We start from the raw sequence: 21,171 nt of genomic DNA, 5'->3' as shown, positions 1-21,171 counted from the left end.
CTTCTTCCCGATCTCGTTGCGCGAAAGCAGCAGACACCACCGATGCCTCGGAAGCGATTCGATCGGCTCGGCGCCGTGCCGGGCCACAAGAGCCGCTTCGTCATCGCGATCATGCTCTTCGTCTGCGTCTATGTGGCGATTGGTGCGCGGCTGGTGACCTGGGGGACGGTGCCCAACGAGCGGATCACGGCCTTTCGGGCCGCTGACCAGATCATGGCTTCGCGCCCCGACCTTATCGATCGCAACGGTCAGGTTCTGGCGACGGATATCAAGGTCGCCTCGCTCTTCGCGGAGCCGAAGAAGATCGTCGATGCCAATGAGGCCAGCGAACTCCTGCTCTCGGTACTGCCCGATCTCGATCCCAAGTGGCTCTACAACAACCTGTCGAGCGATGCCGGCTTTCTCTGGTTGCGCCGCGAGCTGACGCCGAGCCAGCAGCAGGCGATCCTCGATCTCGGCGTGCCGGGCATCGGCTTTCGCACCGAAAAGAAACGCTTCTATCCCGGCGGTTCGACCGCGGGCTTCGTGACCGGTCATGTCAACGTCGACAATCAGGGCATTGCCGGCATGGAGAAATATCTGGACGATCAGGGCTATCTGGCGCTTCAGAATTCCGGTCTTGCGATCAATGCCGAGATGGAACCGGTGGCTCTGTCCATCGATCTTCGGGTTCAGCATATTCTGCGCGACGAGCTTGCTGCAGCGATGAAGCGCTATCGTTCGATCGCGGCCGGCGGTGTCGTGCTGGACGTCAAGACCGGCGAGGTCATCGCCATGACCTCATTGCCCGACTACGATCCGAACCAGCCGAAACAGGCGCTCGAAAAGGACCGGATGAACCGGACTTCGGCTGGCCTCTTCGAGATGGGCTCGACCTTCAAGACCTTCACCAGCGCGATGGCGCTGGACTCGGGCAAGGTCAATCTCCAATCGCGCTTCGATGCTTCCAAGCCGATCCATATCGGTGGATTTCGCATCTCGGACTTTCACGGCAAGAAGCGCGTGCTGACCACCGAAGAAGTCTTCATCTACTCGTCCAATATCGGCTCGGCGAAAGAAGCCGAGGTGGTAGGCATCGAGGGGCACCAGGAATTCCTGACGCGGATGGGGCTTCTGTCCAAGCTCGACACCGAACTGCCGGAGGTCGCGACGCCGACCCAGCCCAAGGAGTGGAAGCAGGTCAATTCGATCACGATTTCCTACGGACACGGCGTCTCGACCACGCCGCTCCAGACGGCAGTCGCGGCAGCGGCGCTCGTCAATGGCGGTATCTATATTCCGCCGACGTTCATGCCGCGCGGCGAAGATGAGGCACAGGCTATCGGCAAACGGGTCGTCTCTTCGAAGACGAGCGACGATATGCGCCATCTCTTCCGCCTCAACGTCAAGGATGAGCGCGGCTCGGGCAATTATGCCGAAATCGACGGTTACGGGGTGGGAGGCAAGACGGGCACGGCGAACAAGGTGGTGAACGGTCGCTATTCGAACACCAAGAAGTTCAATGCCTTCCTTTCCGCATTCCCGATGGACGATCCGCGTTACGTGGTTCTCGTCTTCATCGACGAGCCGCAGCCGGAACCCGGCAAATACTACGCAACGGCCGGTATGAACGCCGCACCGACGGTCGGCAACGTTATCCGCCGCGCAGCTGCGCTCCTGAAGGTGAAGCCTGATCTGGGTGATACCGGCGAGACACTGCTGGTTTCCTACTGACATCTACACGGGGCGGGATGTGTCTCTCGCCCTATTCCCGCCGCGTGAGTTTGGAATTCCGGTTCGCGCAACGCGAATGTTGGACCAATAAAGTTCGGTGGGTGTGCGACGACGCCGGCCGGCGAGCTTCGCAAACCGGAACTGAATACGCATGAATCTCGCACAGCTCGCAGACGGTATCGCCCAAGCGCCGGAGGGGTCCGACGGGATCGGGATTAGCGGCCTTACGCTGGACTCCCGTGCGGTGAAGCAAGGCTATCTCTTCATAGCCGTTTCCGGCTCCAAGGCGGATGGCACACGCTTTGTCGCTGATGCGAGGGCAAACGGTGCAGCGGCGATTCTCACGGGTACGGATGCGAAGGTAGAAACAGACCTTCCCGTCCTTCGCGCGGATAACCCCAGACTTGCCGTCGCAAGGATGGCCGCGCGTTTCCATGACAAGCAGCCGGAGACGATGGTCGCGGTGACCGGCACCGCGGGCAAGACCTCGATCGCATCCTTCCTGCGCCAGATCTGGTCGGCTTCTGGCCTGAAGGCGGCTTCGATCGGCACGACAGGTGTCGTCTCCCCGAGCCGCAACGATTACGGGACGCTGACGACGCCGGACCCGGTGGCGCTCGCCGAGCTTCTTGCCAGTCTCGAAGGCGAGGGCGTGACACACGCCTCGATGGAGGCTTCCAGCCACGGCATCGATCAATACCGGCTCGACGGCGTGCGCCTTGCCGCTGGTGGTTTCACCAATCTCGGGCACGATCATCTCGACTATCATCCGGATCTCGAAAGCTATTTCGCGGCCAAGATGGGTCTCTTTACGCGCCTTCTGCCTAAGGGTGCGCCGGCGGTGATCAATACGGACGACCAGTGGTCCGGCCGCGCGATCGAAGTCGCGACGGGCATCGGCTGCGATGTCCGCACCGTTGGGCGAAACGGCTCGTTGCTTGCTCTCAAGCGGCTGGAGCATGAGCGCGAGCGCCAGGTTGCCGAGGTGAAGACGCCCGATGGCATCCAGCGGGTCGTTTTGCCGCTCGCTGGCGAGTTCCAGATGTCGAACGCTCTCGTCGCCGCCGGACTTGCGATTGTGACGGGCACGCCAGTGAAAGCCGCTCTCGAAGCACTGGAGACCCTGAAAGGGGCGTCCGGACGCCTGGAAAAGGCGGGTACAACGGCGGACGGCGTGCCGGTTTTCGTCGATTATGCCCACAAGCCCGAAGCGCTGGAGCATGTGCTGCGTGCGGTCCGGCCCTTCACCACCGGCCGTGTGATCTTGGTGATGGGCTGCGGCGGTGACCGGGACAAGGCCAAGCGGCCGATGATGGGCGAGATCGCGAACAGGCTCGCGGACGTCGTCGTCGTCACCGACGACAATCCGCGCAGCGAGGACCCGGCGGTGATCCGGTCCGAAATCATGGCGGCTGCGGGCGCGGCGCGGGAAATCGGCGACAGGCGTGAGGCGATCCGCGCGGCAGTCGGCGATGCGCGCACCGGCGACACCGTCATCGTCGCGGGTAAGGGCCACGAGACGGGCCAGATGATTGCCGGGGTGAACCATCCCTTCAGCGACCATGAAGAAGTGCGACTAGCGATCACGGAGACGAAGGCGTGACCGATTTTCTCTGGGAAACCGGTGTCCTCATCGAAGCCATGCGTGCAAGACCGGTGGGCATGGGGCTGCCGGCCGGAATTACCGGTATTTCCATCGACAGCCGCACGCTGAAAGAAGGTGAAGCCTTCTTCGCGATCGCTGGGGACCGCTTTGACGGCCATGATTTCCTGACGAGCGCGCACCGCGCCGGCGCAGCGCTCCACATCGTATCGGAAAAGCGCCTGCCGGCCCTTGGTCGGCTGCAGGCGCCCATGCTCGTCGTCGACGACGTGCTGGCCGCGCTCGGGCGGCTGGCAGAGGCGGCGCGGGCGCGCTCGAAGGCCAAGATCGTCGCGGTGACGGGAAGTGTCGGCAAGACGACGACCAAGGAAGCGCTTCGGCAGGGTCTATCGGCCTGCGGCTCGGTCCATGCCAGCGTCGCCTCGTTCAACAATCACTGGGGCGTGCCGCTCAGCCTTGCGCGCATGCCAGCCGATAGCCGTTTTGCGATCTTTGAGATCGGCATGAACCATCCCGGCGAAATCAGGCCGTTGGTAAAGTTGGTGCGCCCGCATGCGGCGATCGTCACGCTGATCGCGGCGGCCCATCTCGGCCATTTCCGCGACCTCGACGAGATCGCCGATGCCAAGGCGGAGATATTCGAGGGCGTCGTGCCGGGCGGCGCGGCGATCGTCAATGCGGACGACGACAAGTGCATGCGGCTCGCCGCTGCGGCAAGGGCCGCGGGCGTCACGAACGTCCTCACCTTCGGCGAGAGTGAGGGTGCCGATTTCCGGATGACCGAATACGACCCGGACGCTGAAGGGGCCGCTTTGATCGCCGATATTGCAGGCCAGGAGGTCTATGTTCGGCTTTCGATGCCTGGTAAGCATTTCGCGCAGAATACGCTTTGCGTCCTCGGTGCCGCCCATGCGGCGGGTGCGGACGTTTCGGCTGTCGCGGACGCACTCGGCGAATGGCGCGCGATGAAGGGGCGTGGCGAGCGCTTCCAGCTGCCGATGCCTGCGGGCGGTGAAATCACGCTCTTCGACGACAGTTACAACGCTAATCCAGCCTCCATGCGCGCGGCGATCGAGACGCTCGGCAATGCCAAGCTTGGCGAGAACGGTCGGCGCATCGCTGTTCTTGGCGACATGAAGGAACTCGGCGGCCATAGCGCTACCCTGCACGCCGAACTCGCCGAGCCTTTGAAGGGCGCCGGCATCGCACGCGTTCTGTTGGTAGGCGACGAAATCAAATCGCTCGCCGAGGCGCTTGCCGGCGAAGAGATCGAATGCACGACGCATGAAAACCCCGCCGAGGCCCAAGAGCAGCTGCTGGCGGACATGCGGGCGGGCGATGCGATCATGGTGAAGGCCTCGCGCAGCATCGGCCTCGAAAAGGTGGTGGCTGGGCTTACAGAACGCTATCCGCCCAAGCCCCAGCTTGACGCCAACGGCATGGCGGGCGAAACGCGTGCCGTGTCGGAAGAGAAACCGGCGACCGATCTCGCACCGGAGACCCAATCTCAATGATCGCCTATCTCGGACAGTTCGCCGACCAGATCGCGATCTTCAACGTCTTCCGGTACATCACCTTTCGCACCGGCGCGGCGATGATTTTCGGCTTCATCAGCGTCTTTTTGTTCGGACCAGCCATCATCTCGGCTCTGCGCCTGCGCCAGGGCAAGGGCCAGCCGATCCGCGCGGACGGCCCGCAGACGCATTTCAAGAAGGCCGGTACGCCCACCATGGGCGGCCTGATGATCCTATCAGGCGTGCTCGTTTCGACGCTGTTCTGGGCGGATCTCACCAATATCTATGTGTGGACGGTGCTGCTCGTCACGGTCGGCTTCGGCGCGATTGGCTTCTACGACGACTATCTCAAGGTGACGAAGCAGAGCGATAAGGGCTTCTCCGGAAAATCGCGCCTCGCGCTCGAATTTCTGATCGCGGCGACGGCGGTGCTTCTCATCGTACTGCGCACCGAGGGCCCGTTCGCGACGTCTCTGGCCTTTCCGTTCGTGAAGGAACTGCTGTTCAACCTCGGCTGGTTCTATATCGGTTTCGCCGCCTTCGTCATCGTCGGCGCGGGCAATGCGGTAAACCTCACCGACGGCCTCGACGGCTTGGCGATCGTACCGATCATGATCGCGGTCGCGGCGCTCGGATTGATCGCCTATCTCTCAGGCAATGTGAACTTCGCCAACTATCTTCAGATTCACTATGTTGCCGGAACCGGTGAACTTGCGCCCGTCTGCGGGGCGGTGATCGGCGCGGGACTGGGATTCCTGTGGTTTAACGCGCCACCTGCTGCGATCTTCATGGGCGATACGGGTTCGCTTGCGCTCGGCGGCATGACGGGCGCAGTGGCCGTCGCGACCAAACACGAGATCGTTCTCGCCATCATCGGCGGTCTCTTCGTCATCGAGGCTCTATCGGTGATCATTCAGGTCGGCTGGTTCAAGATGACCGGAAAGCGCGTGTTCCTGATGGCGCCGATCCACCACCATTTCGAGAAGCTCGGCTGGACCGAGAGCCAGGTCGTGATCCGGTTCTGGATCATCGCCTTCATGCTCGCCTTCGTCGGTCTTTCGACTCTCAAGCTGCGCTGACGCCATGAAGATCGACTCGTTTGCCGGACAGCGTGTCGCTCTTTTCGGGCTGGGAGGCTCAGGCCTCGCAACGGCCGCGGCGCTGATGGAGGGCGGAGCCGATCTCATCGCCTTCGACGACAATCCGGCAAGCGTTGAAAAAGCTGCGGCGAATGGCATTCCGACGCAGAATCTGCATGAGATCGAATGGAACGGCCTTGCCGCGTTCGTCCTCGCGCCGGGCGTACCGCTGACCCATCCTCGGCCTCACTGGACGGTCGATCTTGCCAATACAGCTGCCGTGCCGATTATCGGCGATGTCGAGATCTTTGGGCGTGAGCGCGGAATCAAGGCGCCGGATGCACCCTTCGTTGCGATCACGGGCACAAACGGCAAATCGACGACGACGGCGCTGATTGCCCATTGCCTGAAAGAAGCAGGGCGCGACACGCAGCTTGGCGGCAATATCGGTGTTCCTGTGCTGACCCTTCAGGAACCATCGCCCGAGCGGCACTATGTCGTGGAGTGTTCCTCCTATCAGATCGATCTCGCGCCGGGGCTGAAGCCGAGCGTGGGGCTGCTTCTCAACCTGACGGCCGACCATCTCGATCGGCATGGCACGATCGAAAACTACGCATCCGTCAAGGAACGGCTTGTTGCCGGTTCCGACCGCGCGGTCGTCGGCATCGACGATAGCTGGTGCCGTGCGATCGCAGATCGGCTTGAGGCGGCTGGGCGGTCCGTTGTGCGCATCAGTGGTCAGGGGGACGTGTCTAACGGCGTTGGTTATGTCGGCAGCGTCGTTGTGCGGCAGATGGCAAGCTATTCGGAAGCACGGTTCGATCTCGCGGGCATCAGCTCTCTGCGCGGACGGCACAATGGCCAGAACGCGGCTGCGGCCGTCGCAGCGCTCACACTGTGCGGTCTCGGCGAAGACGAAATCATTAACGGTTTGAAAAGCTTTCCCGGCCTTGCTCATCGTATGGAAGAGGTCGGCAGGATCGGGAAGACGCTGTTCATCAACGATTCCAAGGCGACCAATGCGGATGCAGCCGCGACTGCGCTCGCCTCCTTCGAGCGCATCTACTGGATCGCGGGTGGATTGCCCAAGGAAGGTGGGATTGCGGAACTCTCGCGTTTCTACCCGAAGATCGTCAAAGCCTATCTCATCGGCGAGGCGGCGCCGGCATTCGCGGCAACTCTCGGCGAGGACGTGACCTACGAAATCTCCGCGACCCTCGACAACGCCGTCGCAAGCGCCGCACGAGACAGCGCAGACGACGAAAAACCGTCTGCGGTGCTGTTATCCCCGGCCTGCGCCAGCTTCGATCAGTATCGTAATTTTGAGGTTCGAGGGGACGCATTCCGTGATTCGGTGCGGTCCTTGAGCGGAATCGAAGTCGAGGCGGGTCGATGAGCGAGTCTGGCAGCAAGATCATCAAAATATCGGATTGGTGGCGCGGTCTTGATCATTGGTTGCTTGGCGCGTTTCTGATCCTGCTCGTCGGCGGCGCTGTCCTCTCCTTTGCCGCGAGCCCGCCGGTCGCCGAGCGGATCGGCCTTCAGCCATTCCACTTTGTCCAGCGCCATCTGTTCTTTCTGATCCCGTCGGCCCTCGTGCTTTTCGGAGCCTCGCTTCTGACACCGCGCGGGGTGCGCCGGGCCGCGATCATCATCCTTGCGGTCTCGCTGCTGTTCATGGTGCTCACGCTCTTCATCGGAAGTGAGATCAAGGGCGCGCGGCGCTGGCTCGATTTCGGGCCGATCAATATCCAGCCCTCGGAATTCATGAAGCCGGCCTTCGTCGTCGTCTGCGCCTTCTTCTTCGCGGAAAACGCGCGGCGCACGGAAATTCCCGGCAATCTCTGCGCCCTCGTGCTGCTGTTGATCACCGTCGCTCTGCTCGTCGCTCAGCCCGATCTCGGCCAGACGATGCTCGTTGCGGCGACCTGGGGCGGGCTCTTCTTCATGGCCGGCATGCCCTGGCTCTGGATCGCCGTGCTTGCCGCGATCGGTCTCACCGGTGCGTTCTTCGCCTACGAGGTGTTCGACCATGTCGCGAGCCGTATCGACCGCTTCCTGACCGGCGAAGGCGACACCTACCAGACGGATACGGCGCGTGAGGCAGTCCTCAACGGCGGCTGGTTCGGCCAGGGGCCGGGCGAGGGCACCGTCAAGCGCTTGCTGCCGGACAGCCATACGGACTTTGCCTTTGCGGTGATTGCCGAAGAGTTTGGCATCATCACCTGCATGATCCTGGCGCTCCTCTTCTCCTTCATCGTGATGCGCGGGCTGTCGGTGGCGCTCGCCCAGCGCGATCCGTTCGTAAGGTTGTCGATTTCCGGGCTCGTCTTCGTGTTCGGCTTGCAGTCGATCATCAACATGGCGGTGAACCTGCAGCTCCTTCCCGCCAAGGGCATGACGCTGCCGTTCATCTCCTACGGCGGCTCGTCGATGATCGCGATTTCGATCAGCGCCGGCTTCGTTCTGGCGCTCACGCGGCGGCGGCCGGAAAACCGCTCATATACCGACCGACTGATGGAAAGGACCGCGCTCGTTCACGGGATGTGACGGGGATGAGCGCCGGAGGCGATCCGTTGGGCGCTGACGAGAATGCTCCTGCGGCAAAAACCGAGAGCGAGCGCGAGCAGATCAAGCTGCAGGCGGCTTATCTGAACGGGATTGCGATCGGCCTTATGTTGATCGGTGGGTTCTCTGTTCCGGCATCGATCGTGATGAACAATTCGTCTCGCATCTGGATTGCGTTGGCTGTGTCCGTTCTTTGCTTTTGCGGAAGCCCCATAATACATTGGGCGGCAAAGAGGTCGCTTAAGGAACTCGACCGATGACTACTCTGCAGATCGCCATCGCTGTACTCATCACCCCGGTCAGCGCGCTTCTGATCGCCTGGTGGGTTCTCAACGACGCCAAGAAGATTACGGCGCAGGCCCATGCCCGTGCCGCCCGCGAGCGTAATCGCGAGAGCCGTTAGGTCTTTCTCCACCGTCATCTACCATCCTGCCCCGCCGACCGGCTCTGTCCATCGCAAAGCCGACACGATCGCCCGATAGCGGGAGCTGCATGAGCACGATACTTCTTTCCGCCGGGGGCACAGGCGGACACCTCTTTCCGGCCGAAGCACTTGCGCACGAACTGATTGCGCGGGGCCATACGGTTCATCTCGCGACAGACGATCGGGCAGGGCGCTTTACGCAGAATTTCCCTAGCGAAGCGGTTCACACCATTCGTTCCGCGACCTTCGCTTCGAAGAACCCTGTCGCCATGGCGAAGACGCTCTGGTCTCTCTGGAAGGGGTTTCGGGAGGCCAGCGCTCTGGTGCGCCGCATTCGGCCCGACGTAGTGGTCGGCTTCGGTGGATACCCCACGGTGCCGCCGCTCATGGCCGCTATCCGCGCAGGTCGGCCGACCGCGATCCACGAGCAGAATGCGGTGATGGGGCGCGCGAATAAGTTCCTCGCCAATCGCGTCGACAGGATTGCAGCCGGCATTCCGCAGGCCGGGGTCGATGAACGCATCGCGAAGAAGATGGTCGTAACTGGAAATCCGGTGCGCCAGCCGGTGCTGAAGGCGTCGGAAAAGCCCTACGAGCGCCCGCGTCCGGATGGGCCATTCCGCCTCGTCGTCTTTGGTGGAAGCCAGGGCGCGCAGTTCTTCTCGGAGATGCTGCCAAAGGCGGTGGAGCGCCTTCCGGAGGCTTTGAAGAAGCGGCTGAAGATCACGCAGCAGGCACGCGAAAACGATGCCGGACAGGTGGAGGCATTCTATCAGGCAGCCGGCGTCGAAGCTGAGGTTTCGACGTTCTTCACCGACATGGCGGCTCGGATTGGCGATGCGCATATGGTCATCAGCCGCTCGGGAGCGTCGACGGTCTCGGAGATCGCGGTGATCGGCCGACCCGCCGTCCTCGTACCTTACCCTTATGCCCTTGATCACGATCAGGCAGCGAACGCGGCGCGGCTTGAGGCCGAGGACGGTGCGATGGTCGTGCGACAGGCAGACCTCACGCCGGAAAACCTCTCGAACATCATTGTTCAACTTGCCGACAATCCGGATCGGGCCGCAGAGATGGCGGCCGCGGCGAAGCGGACAGGTGTTGCCGATGCGGCCAACTTGCTCGCCGATCTGGTTGAGTCTATGCCGCGAGACGTTTGAACAAACCCATAGCAGACAGCAACGATTTGTCGGGCCGACGCTTGAGAGCGCGTGCCGAGAGGCCAAGTCGTTGAAAGCCCGGCTTGTGCCGGCAAGAACCGAACAGGAGACGTCCTCATGAAGATGCCGCCCAATATTGGCCCGGTCCATTTCATCGGGATCGGCGGCATCGGCATGAGTGGCATCGCCGAAGTGCTCGTCAATCTCGGCTACACCGTGCAGGGATCCGATCAGGCCGAGAACGCCAATGTCACGCGGCTTCGCGAGAAGGGCGTGAAGGTGTCCATCGGCCATCGCGCCGATAATCTCGGCGATGCCGAAGTCGTCGTCGTTTCGACAGCGATCAAACGTACGAATCCGGAGCTTTCGGCGGCGCGAGAGCGCCTGCTGCCGATCGTCCGGCGTGCTGAGATGCTGGCCGAGCTCATGCGCTTCCGACAGGCGATCGCCATTGGCGGCACGCACGGCAAGACCACGACGACATCCATGGTCGCGACGCTGCTCGATGCCGGCGGTCTCGACCCGACGGTGGTGAACGGTGGCATCATCAACGCCTACGGCACGAATGCCCGCATGGGCGAGGGCGACTGGATGGTGGTCGAGGCCGACGAATCCGACGGCACCTTCCTGAAGCTACCGGCCGATATCGCTGTCGTCACGAATATCGATCCGGAGCATCTCGACCATTACGGCACCTTCGAAAAGGTGAAAGAGGCATTCCGATCCTTCGTCGAGAACGTGCCGTTCTACGGGTTTGCCGTGATGTGCATCGATCATCCGGTGGTGCAAAGTGTGGTCTCGGAGATCGAGGATCGCCGGGTCATCACCTATGGCGAAAACCCGCAGGCCGACGTGCGGTTTGAGAACGTCTCGTTCGAGCCGGGCAAGTCCCATTTCTCGGTCACCGTGCGGGATCGGGTGAAGGACACCGAAACCCATCTCGGTGAGCTAACCCTGCCCATGCCGGGCAAGCACAACGTTTCGAACGCGACTGCGGCAATTGCCGTTGCTGACCGGCTTGGCCTGACGCCGGAGCAGATCCAGAAAGGGCTCGCCACATTCGGCGGCGTCAAGCGCCGCTTTACGCTGACGGGCGTCGTCGACGGCATCGCGATCTACGACGATTATGGCCATCACCCGGTGGAAATCCGTTCGGTGCTGGCGGCGGCGCGCGCATCTGCGCACGGGCGCGTCATCGCCGTCGTCCAGCCCCATCGCTACACGCGGCTTCAGGCGCTGTTCCCTGACTTTGCCTCCTGCTTCAACGATGCCGATACGGTGATCCTCGCCCCGGTCTATGCAGCGGGCGAGGAGCCGATCGAGTTCGCCAACTCCGAAATGCTGGTCGAGCGGATCAAGCTCGGCGGGCATCGCGATGCGCGGCTCATTGATGGGCCGGACGAACTGCCTGTGCTGATCAATCAGATCGCGGAGGAGGGCGACATGGTCATCCTGCTCGGCGCCGGATCGATTACCCAGTGGGCCTATGCTTTGCCGAAACAGCTTGAGGACGTGCGCGGTCAGGCTGCCTGAGCGCGCATGTTTGGGAGGCTGTTCGTCAGCCTCTCAATTCAGCTTCCAAATCTTGCCGATGATCGACTTTCGCGGCACGAAGCCGATCTCGCGGAAGCGGCTGTCCATCGAGTTGTCGCGGTTGTCTCCGAGAACGAAATAGCTGTCATCTGGGACTGTCGTGGCGGAGAAGCTATCGCCCGGCGCATCGTCCCTGATGTTGTAGATGTCGTAGCTCACACCATTTGGCAGCGTTTCAAAATAGCGCGTTACGGGCTCGCCCAGCTGGTCCGGTTCTTTCCCCAGTTTTTCCTCGATTTGGAGTTCTGCGCCGTCGAGGAAGACACGGCCTTCGCGGACTTCCACTTTATCGCCGGGCATACCGACGACACGCTTCAGATAGCCGACATCGCTACCCTCCGGCTCGAAGTAGACGATATCACCGCGCTTTGGCCGGTAATTCTTCGCGGACTTCTGATCGTAGTCCGCGAAGGGCTCCCGCGAAAACGTCGGATCGGTGTAGACTAGGTCCCCCACCACAATGGTTGGAGCCATCGAGTTGGACGGAATGCTGAAAGGGCCAAGACTGGACGCAGCGTACGAGCCGTTCGGAACCACAATACCTGCCAAGAAAAAAGCGGCTGCAAGGGCCCAAAGCAGGGAAGCTGAATCTAACCGCTTCGAAAAGACCGGCCTCAAATGATCACCGTTCAATTCCCTGATCCATGACGCGGGCTGGCGGCTCGCAGCCCTTGCGGACGGCGACGACGCGAGCCGGAACGCCCGCGACGGTTGAATATTGCGGCACATCCTTGAGAACGACCGATCCGGCAGCGATCTTCGAGCAATCGCCAATTTTGATATTCCCAAGAATCTTCGCGCCGGCGCCGATCAGCACGCCTTTGCCAACCTTCGGATGGCGGTCGCCATCCTCCTTGCCGGTGCCGCCCAGGGTGACTTCCTGTAGAATGGACACGTCGTCGGCGACGACCGCAGTCTCTCCGACGACGATCCCGGTCGAATGGTCGAGGAAAATGCCTCTTCCGAACTTAGCGCATGGATTGATGTCGCACTGGAACACCGAGGACGACCGGGACTGGAGGAACAGAGCGAAATCGCGCCGATCCTTCTTCCAGAGCCAGTTCGCCAGACGATGGGTCTGCAGCGCGTGGAAGCCTTTGAAGTAAAGCAGCGGCTCGATGTAGCGGTCGCATGCTGCATCGCGGTCGAGCACGGCCTGAATGTCCGTTCGGATGATCTCCGACAATTCACGATCATCGTCGAACATCTGCTCGAAGGCCTGGGTGATCATGTAGGCGGGAACGTCGCCGTGGTCCATCCGCTGGGCGATGCGATGGGCGAGCGCGGCCTCGAATGAGTTCTGGTTGAGGATCGTGGCATAGACGAAGCCGGCGAGGGTCGGCTCGATCTTGGCCATCGCCTCCGCTTCCTCGCGCAGGCTGTTCCAGATCGGATCGACGTCGCGAACCGCGGTAAGCTTCGACGCGTTACGCTGAACCATGGGTGCTGCCTCAATTCGGTGGTCCGAGCTTGGCTCGAACTCCACCATAACAACGGTGCCAGTCAAGATAATGACAATCGCGAGGTGATCCAATCTCGCGCGATCAAAATTCGGAGTGCGCTTAACGAAGAGCTTTGCGTCTGGTTGGCGGCGAATGGTCGCGCAGGGTCAGTCGCGTTTGAACATGAGTCGCCCAAGCCAGCCCGTGATGATGGCCACGAAAACGGCGAAAAAACCGAAGATCAGCCCGTGGTTCGAAGCAAAGACGTCTATCTGAGCCTGAAATCCCACCTTGACCACATTCAGGGTCCGCGAGGTCTGTTTGATGACCTTGCCCTCGCGAAAGAGATAGGCGCGGGCCGTGTGCTGACCGACAGGCAGATCGGGAGGAAGGCGAAGATCGGCGCGAAACAGGCTCGGACCGAGGAACTGAACGCCGCCGATTGATTCCGAGTAAAGACTGCGTTCCGTCTTGATCCGGCGCAGCGCCTCCTCGAACCGCTGCTTGGGACGATATTGCGGCCGCTCCTCGCCTAGCTTCGGCATCGTTCCGTCCAGCCGCAGTGTCGCGATGCCGAGGTTCAGCCGCTCGCGCGTCCTCTGGGATGTGATGTCGCGCAACGGCCGAGTGGATGCCAGAGAATAGGTCGCGGGCGCCGCGGAAATGGTTGCGGACTCGCGGTTGATCCAGATGCCGAAGAAACGGCTCTTTTCCCGAACCACGATAGGTTCGCGCGGACCGAAGAGCGCGATGACAATATCGTAGCGCTGCTGGCGGCGAACACGGGCATCGGCATTATCGAGCGCGCCAAAGATGGTCAGATCTTCGCCGTTGAAATCCGATGTGATCCCGATCGTAGACGACGAGAGCCCGATATCAAAGCTCTCCGGGGGCTCTTCGACGGCCTGCTGCGCATTTGCCTGGCCGCCGGGCACAGTCCCTATCATCAACAATGTGAGAGCCGCGAGTGCGGTTCTAGCGATTGTAAGACGCCGCCTCATTCGATCTTTCCCGTCGGCGAGGCAAGGGAATAGAACGAGTCGGGCGTCAGGACGAGTTCGACGCCAAGACGCACGCCAACCGCCAGGACGAGGAGAGCGAGAAGTGCGCGCAATTGATCGCCGCGCAGCTTGCGGCCTGCTTCTGCGCCGAATTGGGCACCGACCACACCGCCGATCATCAACAGGAAGGCAAGGACGATGTCGATCGTCTGATTGGTGGCGGCCTGAAGCACGGTCGTCACGGCGGCAGTGAACATGATCTGATAGAGCGAGGTTCCGATGACGACGTTGGTCGGAACGCGCAGCAGGTAAATCATCGCCGGCACCATGACGAAGCCGCCCCCGACGCCCATGATCGCGGCGAGGATGCCGATGAAGAAGCCGAGACCGATGACGGGTATGATCGAGATGTAGAGCCGCGAACTCGGAAAGCGCATCTTGAGGGGAAGGCCGAGTATCCAGCTGTGCTGGCCGGGGCGACGGAGGTCGCTCGCACCCGATCCGCCGCGACGGTTTTTCAGCATCGAGCGAACACTCTCGTTGAGCATCAGTCCGCCGATGCCGCCGAGGAAGACGACATAGAGAAGCGACACCGCGAGATCGAGCTGCCCGATAGATCGCAGGAGGCCGAATAGCCAGACTCCGACCAATGATCCCAGCGCACCGCCCAGAAGGAGCATTGTTCCGAGCTTTAGATCGACCGTTCCTCGCTTGTAGTGCGCGAGTGCGCCGGAAAAGGAGGATGCGACAACCTGGTTGGCGCCAGTGGCGACGGCGATGGCAGGCGGAATGTTGTAGAAGATCAGGAGTGGCGTGATCAGAAAGCCACCTCCGACGCCGAACAGCCCCGAGAGGAAACCGACGGCCATCCCCATGCCGACGATGACGAGCAGGTTGACCGAAATCTCCGCAATCGGCAGGTGAAGGAACACGGGTGATACTGGCTCACATAGGCCGCAGCCGGAAAAACGAGGGCTCCGCACGTCATCGCGCGAAGCCCTCGGCATTGTCAAATCTCCTCGCGCCAAAGTGTTGCAGCGCAGCGAAGCCTCGTTGTCAGGCGTCCTTGCGGTCGAGCAGAGCGCGGATGAGCGCCTCGTCTATCTCGCCAGTGGCCGCGAGACCGGCATCCTTCTGGAAGTCCTTGATTGCGTTGGTCGTGCGCTCGCCAATGAGGCCGTCCGGCGGTCCGGCATCGTAGCCGAGCTTGCCGAGGATCGCCTGGATGTTGCGGATCGCGCGATTCATGTCGATCGAGGCGGTCGTCGTCGGCTCGGGAGGGGTTGCTGCCCATTCTTTAGGAATCTCGACGGTATTGGCTGCTTCGGAACGTTCCTTCACCTCGAAGCTTGCGACCGCCGTCTTTGCGCGTTCCAGCTCTTCCGGCGTCAGCGACTCGGCGACCTCGTCGCGCTTTTGCTCTGCATCCTTGTCGCCGCTCTCACCAACGATCGCGAACCATTTGTAGGATTCCGTCAGATCCTGATCGACGCCTGCGCCGCGTGCGAAGAGAATTCCGAGATTGTACTGGCTGTCGGTCATGCCGTGATTGGCAGCCCGAACGAACCAGTCGGCCGCAAGATCCGGCTCCGACTTGCCGTCGACGCCGGTGGCGAAGAGGACGGCGAGGTTGTGCATGGCGCGGATATTGCCGTTGTTGGCGGCTTTCAGATACCAGTCACGCGCCTTGATGGTGTCTCGCTCGACGCCATTGCCCTTTTCGTAGAGCGTGCCGAGGCTGTATTGCGCCGGCGCGAAATCGAGCTGTGCGGAGCGCTCGAACCATTCGGCTGCCTTGGCCGGATCGGAGCTGACGATGCGGCCTTCCATCAGCCGCAGGCCGAGTTCGAAAAGGGCTTTCGCATCGCCGGACTTCGCCGCATCCAGAAGCGGATCGGAACCGATTCCCTCCGGAAGAGCCGCGACCTGATCGCCGAATTCGACGTTCTTGCTCCCGGCGATCGTCGGGCCGACCTGAGCAATTTCTGCTTTGGGTTTGAAGGCAGCCGGGCTGACGGCAGGCTTCGCTTCCGCCACTTCCGGCATCGGTTTCCGCGCAGCTGGCGTGCTGTTGGCGACCTGCTGCTTAGGCTCCTGCGAAATGCCGATGACCGGTGGGTTGCTTTCCGTCTGAGCAGCTTTCGTCTCCGCAGCGGGCTTTTTCGCGGGTGTGGCCGGCGTATTTTCGGTGACGGTGAAACTCGCTTCCTCTTTTGCCGCCTTGGCGACAACGGCGTCGCCCGAGGAGAAGAGATTGGCCTTCTCCGCAATGATCTTGCCGACGGGAAGTGCGAGCAAGGCCAGAAGAGCAGCGCTGGCGGCCAGCATGATCGGCTTGCGGCGGCGTGATATCGAATCCGAAACACCGCTCATCCGTGTGTCTTCGTTGCGATCCTCGCTGAAGCCTTCAGCTTCCTCGGCGGCGGCCATGGCGGCGCGGCGCGCGGCTGCAATGAAATCGGCTTTCGCGTGCTCGTCGGTCGTGGTCGACTTGGCTTCGGCCTTCTGGTTGCGCACGCGCTCCAGCAGGGCGGCGATGTCGGGTCCGCCGGACCCTATGGCGAGCGGGCGGTTGGCCTCGTGGCTTTCAAGTGCGTCTGCGGCATCGAGTTGTGGTGCCTCACGGGAATCGGCGGCATCAGGTCCGGTGAGTTCGTCTTCGTCGATGTCGTCGTTGTCGTCGCTCCAGCGCGGACCGACTGCTTCGGGCTGCGGCTTTTGCTCGTCGTGCTTCTTGAATTTGCGCGATAGAAGCGCCCTGAGGCCGCCCGGAGTTTCCACTTCGCGTGCGTCGAACTCGTCGTTCCGGTCGTTTTTCGGCCCCCAATCGCTCTCTTCCGTCACTTCGGCGGAAGCCGGCGGTACGTAGGTCGCGCGTGCGGCGTATCCGGTATCGTCCGGCTTGGAAGCGGGCTGCTGTCTGCGCGGCTCCGACCGATCGAAATCGCGCTCGATCGCATCGATTCGATCGACGAGACGGCTAAGAGCCGAATTGACGGCTTCGTAGAAATCCGTCGAGCGGACATTGTTGTCGTGCGAGAGACTTTGAAGACGGTCGAGCTCTTCGCTCAGCCGCTTGACGTGTTCGCTCTGATTGAAATCGCCCTGGGCGAGCATCTGGCGAACGGCTTCGTCCGCCGCGCTCTTTGCGGCGAAGAAGATCTGCTCGGCGTTCTCATCCACCTTGCGTTCGAGTTCGCCGAGGCGGCGTTCCATCTCGGCGGGAACGCTGAAATTGTCCGAATTCAGGAAATCGGTGAGACGGCCGACCTGACTTTCGAGATTGGCGATTGCCTCTCCGTCATCGTACGGCTGGGCGAGCTGGGTCTCGATCCGCTCGGCAAGCGAGGCAAGGCGGTCCTCGATCGCGGCCATGTCCTTGTGGGAGATACTGTTCTGTTCGGTCAGATCGTTGAGGCGCTCGTTGAGGCGGCCGATCTGTCCGGCGAGTTCATCGTTCGGTTCGCTATCGCCCATGGTATCGAAGCGCTCGGCAAGTCCGGCGAGCTTTTCAGCCAGCATCGAGACCGTGCCGTCGGAGGCGATGTCGTCCACTCGTTCTGCGAGTGCGTGCATCCGGGCCTCGATCCGCTCGATCGGCGCGAGGTCGATCGCCGGCGGAGTGGTGGCGAGGGTTGCGATCGCATGGGTAATCTCGTCGAGCCGCGCATCGATATTGGCGAAGCGCTCTGCTCCGCGCTCGTCGGAAGCGACCTGCTCGGAGATTGTCCCGATGACGTCCGAGAGGGCTTCGATCCGGCGATCGAGACCATCGAAGGGCAGAGTATCCGGAAGGGCTGTGAGGGACTCTTCCAGCTGCGCGATGCGGTCGCCGATCTTGGCGATCGTGGCCTCGGTCTCGGCGCGCGGCGTGAAACGGGCTTCGACGCCATTCCACAGCGCCTCAGAGGCCTGGACCGAATGCTCGGAGGCGAAGGTGCGCATCTGATCGCGCAGCTTGGCCATCTCTGCCATCATACGATCGGTCAGCTCGCTCGTCCGGTCGCGGCTTCCGACCTCTTCGACGAACCGCTTCTCGAAATCGGACCAGCGCTGTTCGACGGCCCTGAGATGATCTTCGCTCGCAAGTGATGAGAGCGAGTCGCGCAGGCGCTCGATTTCGGCCTTCAGTTCTGCTCGCTCGTCGGCCTCTCGGAAAGGCTCCTCATATCCGGCCCGGGCACCGAGAAAGCGCTGCTGTTGCTGGATACCCTGGCGCCGCTCGAGAAAGCTGTCGATATCGTCGAGCTGTGCGCGCATGTCGTCGACGATTCCGGGGTTGATTCCGCTGCGGCCCATCTGGTCGAGCCGGTCGTGCAGGCGGGAAATTTCGTTGCGCACGATTGAGGGCCGGGCGTTCTGGGCGATCGCGCTTTGCAGATCGGCAAGCGCTTCGCGCATGTCTTCGACCTGCTCCGAGACGTCGGAGGAAAGATTGCGGGTGAGTTCGTCGCGCAACCGCTGAAGTTCGGATTTGAGATCGTTGACCGAACCTTCGTCGCGCTTCGGACCGTGGCCGGTGGATCGCGCGCCGTTGCCGTAAATGTCGCCCCTGTCGTGTTGCTTGCTCTTCTTCGAGGGTCTGTCAGACACACGCGCCTTCGGCTGGTAACCACCGCTCGGCTGCTCGTCGAGCAGCTTCTGACGCATCACAATCTGGGATACGGCATCGGCGAGTTCGGGCCGCCTGCCGGAGGGCCGGCTCTGGGCGGGGCGCCGTTGCGTGCGGCCGACAAGGTCCTGAATCTGGGAGGGGCGGGAATGAGACGTGGTTGCGTTTCGCGTCCGGGTAACCCGATCGAGCCGATCTTCAAGCGCTTCCAGGGTACGGCTGAGGTCGGCGAGGGCGGCGTGCCCCTTGCCGCGCTGCCGGCCGCCGGTATCGTAACTCATGAGTTCAGCCATATCGCTATCCCGGTCGGTCTGTGCTGACGTCACGCAAAAACGCCCGCATCAACGCGTTCGAAGTGCTGGCCGACTTTCACTCAACAGGGTTAACGACCCGTAAATGCTGCCGCGCCTCTCTACAGGCTACGATCCAGGGCCGGTGCGAGGCTTGTCCGACGACGCTGTGTGTACGCCGTCAAAAAACCTTGAAATGACGTCACGAGACAAACCAGCGTCTTGTTTTTCCACGTCCCGTAACGATATGCGCGACTGAAGATCACGGATGAACTAAATCACTCTGTGAGCTCTACAACACCCTACGGAAATGGTAATGGCACTAGCTCAGAAGACCCAACAGCCGCTCGAGGACGAGTCGGGCGCCGATGTCAACTTTCTGCTTGGAATCGAAGAGCATGAAGGCGCCGATCGGGATGTCTACCGGATCGGTGATCTAGCGCGGGAATTCGGTGTCACGCTTCGGACTCTTCGCTTCTACGAAGACCGCGGTCTCCTGAGCCCGGAACGGCGCGGTACGACCCGTCTCTATAGTCGCAAGGATCGCGCGCGCCTGCGTCTCGTTCTTCTGGCCAAGGTTCTCGGCTTCTCGCTCACCGAAGCCAGACAGCTGATCGATCTCTACCACCAGCCGGATGGTAAGCGGAAGCAGCTCGAACTGGCGCTTGAGCGTTTCACCGAACAGCAGGTCATTCTGCAGGAGCAGAAGCGCGAGATCGAAGAGTCCATCGCCGCGATGGATTTGACCATGAAGGTCGTCCGCGAGAGGCTCGAAAATCTCGACAGTTGATCAGCAGTGGTTTCTTCGAGACCAGACAATTAAATGAGCGCATAACATCCAGCGGTTTCGCGGTAAGCGAAGCCGCTTTTTGTTGTCGGTGAGTCCGGCATGGAGCCGATCGGGATCTCCGGTCGTTCCACGATCGCACAGAGACGAGAGACCAGTTCATGAGCCATTCCTATATTTTCGACCACGTGCGAACGCCGCGCGGACGCGGCAAGAAAGACGGCTCGCTCCATGAGGTGCCCGCCGTCCGTCTCGGTGCGCGAGTGCTGGAGGCGCTTCGTGACCGAAACGGAATCGATACCGGCAAGGTGGACGACATCATCTTCGGCTGCGTCGATCCGGTGGGTGAGGCGGGGGCCGTCATCCCGAAGGCATCCGCCTTCGAGGCCGGGTACGCGTTCTCAGCGCCCGGAATGCAGATTTCGCGATTCTGCGCCTCCGGCCTTGATGCCGTGAACATCGCGGCTGCCAAGGTGGCCCACGGTGCCGACGACCTCGTCATCGCAGGTGGCGTTGAATCGATGTCGCGCGTTGGCATGGGCATGTCCGGTGGTGCCTGGTTCATGGACCCGTCGGTCGGCATCCCCTCCTACTTCATGCCACAGGGTGTATCGGCCGACCTGATCGCGACAAAATACGGCTTCTCGCGCGACGATTGCGACGCTTATGCGGTTCAGAGCCAGAAGCGCGCCGGCAAGGCGTGGGAGGAGGGGCGGTTCGCCAAATCGGTCATTCCCATCAAGGACCAGAACGGCCTGACCATTCTCGATCGCGACGAGCATATGCGGCCTTCGACAGACATGCAGTCGCTCGGCAGCCTCAATGCGTCGTTTGCTATGCCCGGCGAGATGGGCGGCTACGATGCGGTTGCACTTCAGGCCCATCCGGAGGTCGAAGCCGTGAACCATGTCCACCATGCCGGCAATTCTTCCGGCATCGTCGACGGCGCAGCCGGCGTTCTCATTGGTTCGGAAGCTGCCAAAGACATGCTTGGCATTCGGCCGCGGGCCAGGATCAGGGCCTTCACCAATATCGGCTCCGACCCCGCATTGATGTTGACCGGCCCGGTCGACGTTACCGAAAAGCTGCTCGCACGCAAGGGTATGACCCTTGGCGACATTGACCTTTTCGAGCTGAACGAGGCCTTTGCGGCTGTCGTGCTGCGCTATGCCCAGGCCTTCGACATCGACCCGGACATTCTGAACGTGAATGGCGGTGCGATCGCGATGGGCCATCCGCTGGGTGCGACCGGAGCGATGATCCTCGGCACGGTGCTCGACGAGCTGGAACGTCAGGACAAACAGACTGCGCTGGTTACGCTGTGCATCGGCGCCGGCATGGGAACGGCGACGATCATCGAACGGGTCTGATGCGGAGCAATGCGC

The 21,171-nt window shown here is 61.8% G+C and carries 17 protein-coding genes; 12 read left to right on the top strand and 5 right to left on the bottom strand.

What is annotated here, in order from left to right; translation table 11 throughout:
• Positions 1-42 precede the first annotated feature (42 nt).
• From ABRA89_RS08950 to murC, 10 genes are all read left to right on the top strand, one after another.
• The gene (locus tag ABRA89_RS08950; protein WP_349941117.1) at positions 43-1,713 is read left to right on the top strand and encodes a peptidoglycan D,D-transpeptidase FtsI family protein; all 1,671 of its coding nucleotides are present in this window, start codon (positions 43-45) and stop codon (positions 1,711-1,713) included.
• Positions 1,714-1,864: 151 nt separating this feature from the next.
• Positions 1,865-3,316 (top strand): UDP-N-acetylmuramoyl-L-alanyl-D-glutamate--2,6-diaminopimelate ligase, encoded by a 1,452-nt coding sequence (locus ABRA89_RS08945; protein ID WP_349941116.1) that lies wholly within the window; start codon positions 1,865-1,867, stop codon positions 3,314-3,316.
• Positions 3,313-4,830, top strand: a complete 1,518-nt coding sequence (locus tag ABRA89_RS08940) for a UDP-N-acetylmuramoylalanyl-D-glutamyl-2,6-diaminopimelate--D-alanyl-D-alanine ligase (protein WP_349941115.1) — start codon at positions 3,313-3,315, stop codon at positions 4,828-4,830. The genes ABRA89_RS08945 and ABRA89_RS08940 overlap by 4 nt, the downstream gene beginning before the upstream one ends.
• Complete coding sequence (gene mraY, locus ABRA89_RS08935; RefSeq protein WP_349941114.1) at positions 4,827-5,909, top strand: phospho-N-acetylmuramoyl-pentapeptide-transferase; 1,083 nt, start codon at positions 4,827-4,829, stop codon at positions 5,907-5,909. The genes ABRA89_RS08940 and mraY overlap by 4 nt, the downstream gene beginning before the upstream one ends.
• A gap of 4 nt (positions 5,910-5,913) precedes the next feature.
• Positions 5,914-7,305, top strand: coding sequence for a UDP-N-acetylmuramoyl-L-alanine--D-glutamate ligase (gene murD / locus ABRA89_RS08930; RefSeq protein WP_349941113.1), 1,392 nt, complete (start codon positions 5,914-5,916; stop codon positions 7,303-7,305).
• A complete protein-coding gene (gene ftsW, locus ABRA89_RS08925; RefSeq protein WP_349941112.1) occupies positions 7,302-8,459 on the top strand; it encodes a putative lipid II flippase FtsW in 1,158 nt (385 codons plus the stop codon). Before murD ends, ftsW begins: the two co-directional genes overlap by 4 nt.
• A 5-nt stretch (positions 8,460-8,464) precedes the next feature.
• Complete coding sequence (locus tag ABRA89_RS08920; protein WP_349941111.1) at positions 8,465-8,737, top strand: hypothetical protein; 273 nt, start codon at positions 8,465-8,467, stop codon at positions 8,735-8,737.
• Positions 8,734-8,880, top strand: coding sequence for a hypothetical protein (locus tag ABRA89_RS08915; RefSeq protein ID WP_349941110.1), 147 nt, complete (start codon positions 8,734-8,736; stop codon positions 8,878-8,880). The genes ABRA89_RS08920 and ABRA89_RS08915 overlap by 4 nt, the downstream gene beginning before the upstream one ends.
• Before the next feature lie 89 nt (positions 8,881-8,969).
• Complete coding sequence (gene murG, locus ABRA89_RS08910) at positions 8,970-10,061, top strand: undecaprenyldiphospho-muramoylpentapeptide beta-N-acetylglucosaminyltransferase (protein ID WP_349941109.1); 1,092 nt, start codon at positions 8,970-8,972, stop codon at positions 10,059-10,061.
• A 117-nt stretch (positions 10,062-10,178) separates the two neighbouring features.
• Positions 10,179-11,594 (top strand): UDP-N-acetylmuramate--L-alanine ligase, encoded by a 1,416-nt coding sequence (gene murC, locus ABRA89_RS08905; protein ID WP_349941108.1) that lies wholly within the window; start codon positions 10,179-10,181, stop codon positions 11,592-11,594.
• A 33-nt stretch (positions 11,595-11,627) separates the two neighbouring features.
• On the opposite strand, the gene lepB is transcribed toward murC, so the two are convergent.
• From lepB to ABRA89_RS08880, 5 genes are all read right to left on the bottom strand, one after another.
• Positions 11,628-12,287, bottom strand: coding sequence for a signal peptidase I (lepB, locus tag ABRA89_RS08900; protein WP_349941107.1), 660 nt, complete (start codon positions 12,285-12,287; stop codon positions 11,628-11,630).
• On the bottom strand, positions 12,277-13,095 hold the full coding sequence (cysE, locus tag ABRA89_RS08895) for a serine O-acetyltransferase (protein WP_349941106.1): 819 nt from the start codon (positions 13,093-13,095) through the stop codon (positions 12,277-12,279). Before cysE ends, lepB begins: the two co-directional genes overlap by 11 nt.
• Positions 13,096-13,263: 168 nt before the next feature.
• A complete protein-coding gene (locus ABRA89_RS08890; protein ID WP_349941105.1) occupies positions 13,264-14,097 on the bottom strand; it encodes a TIGR02186 family protein in 834 nt (277 codons plus the stop codon).
• Positions 14,094-15,029 (bottom strand): sulfite exporter TauE/SafE family protein, encoded by a 936-nt coding sequence (locus tag ABRA89_RS08885; protein ID WP_349941104.1) that lies wholly within the window; start codon positions 15,027-15,029, stop codon positions 14,094-14,096. Before ABRA89_RS08885 ends, ABRA89_RS08890 begins: the two co-directional genes overlap by 4 nt.
• A 124-nt stretch (positions 15,030-15,153) precedes the next feature.
• Positions 15,154-19,002 (bottom strand): peptidoglycan-binding protein, encoded by a 3,849-nt coding sequence (locus ABRA89_RS08880; RefSeq protein ID WP_349941103.1) that lies wholly within the window; start codon positions 19,000-19,002, stop codon positions 15,154-15,156.
• A gap of 313 nt (positions 19,003-19,315) precedes the next feature.
• Between ABRA89_RS08880 and ABRA89_RS08875 the strand changes: the two genes are divergently transcribed.
• Both ABRA89_RS08875 and ABRA89_RS08870 read left to right on the top strand, forming a co-directional pair.
• Entirely contained in the window at positions 19,316-19,789 is a 474-nt protein-coding gene (locus tag ABRA89_RS08875; protein WP_349941102.1) for a MerR family transcriptional regulator, read from the top strand.
• 158 nt (positions 19,790-19,947) lie between these two features.
• Positions 19,948-21,156 (top strand): acetyl-CoA C-acetyltransferase, encoded by a 1,209-nt coding sequence (locus tag ABRA89_RS08870; protein WP_349941101.1) that lies wholly within the window; start codon positions 19,948-19,950, stop codon positions 21,154-21,156.
• The last annotated feature ends 15 nt before the right edge of the window (positions 21,157-21,171 follow it).

Origin of the sequence: Fulvimarina thalattae (assembly GCF_040239565.1) — a bacterium.
GTDB lineage: Bacteria > Pseudomonadota > Alphaproteobacteria > Rhizobiales > Rhizobiaceae > Fulvimarina.
The sequence above is the reverse complement of the archived record's forward strand: the minus strand, read 5'-3'. Positions and strand labels throughout refer to the sequence as shown.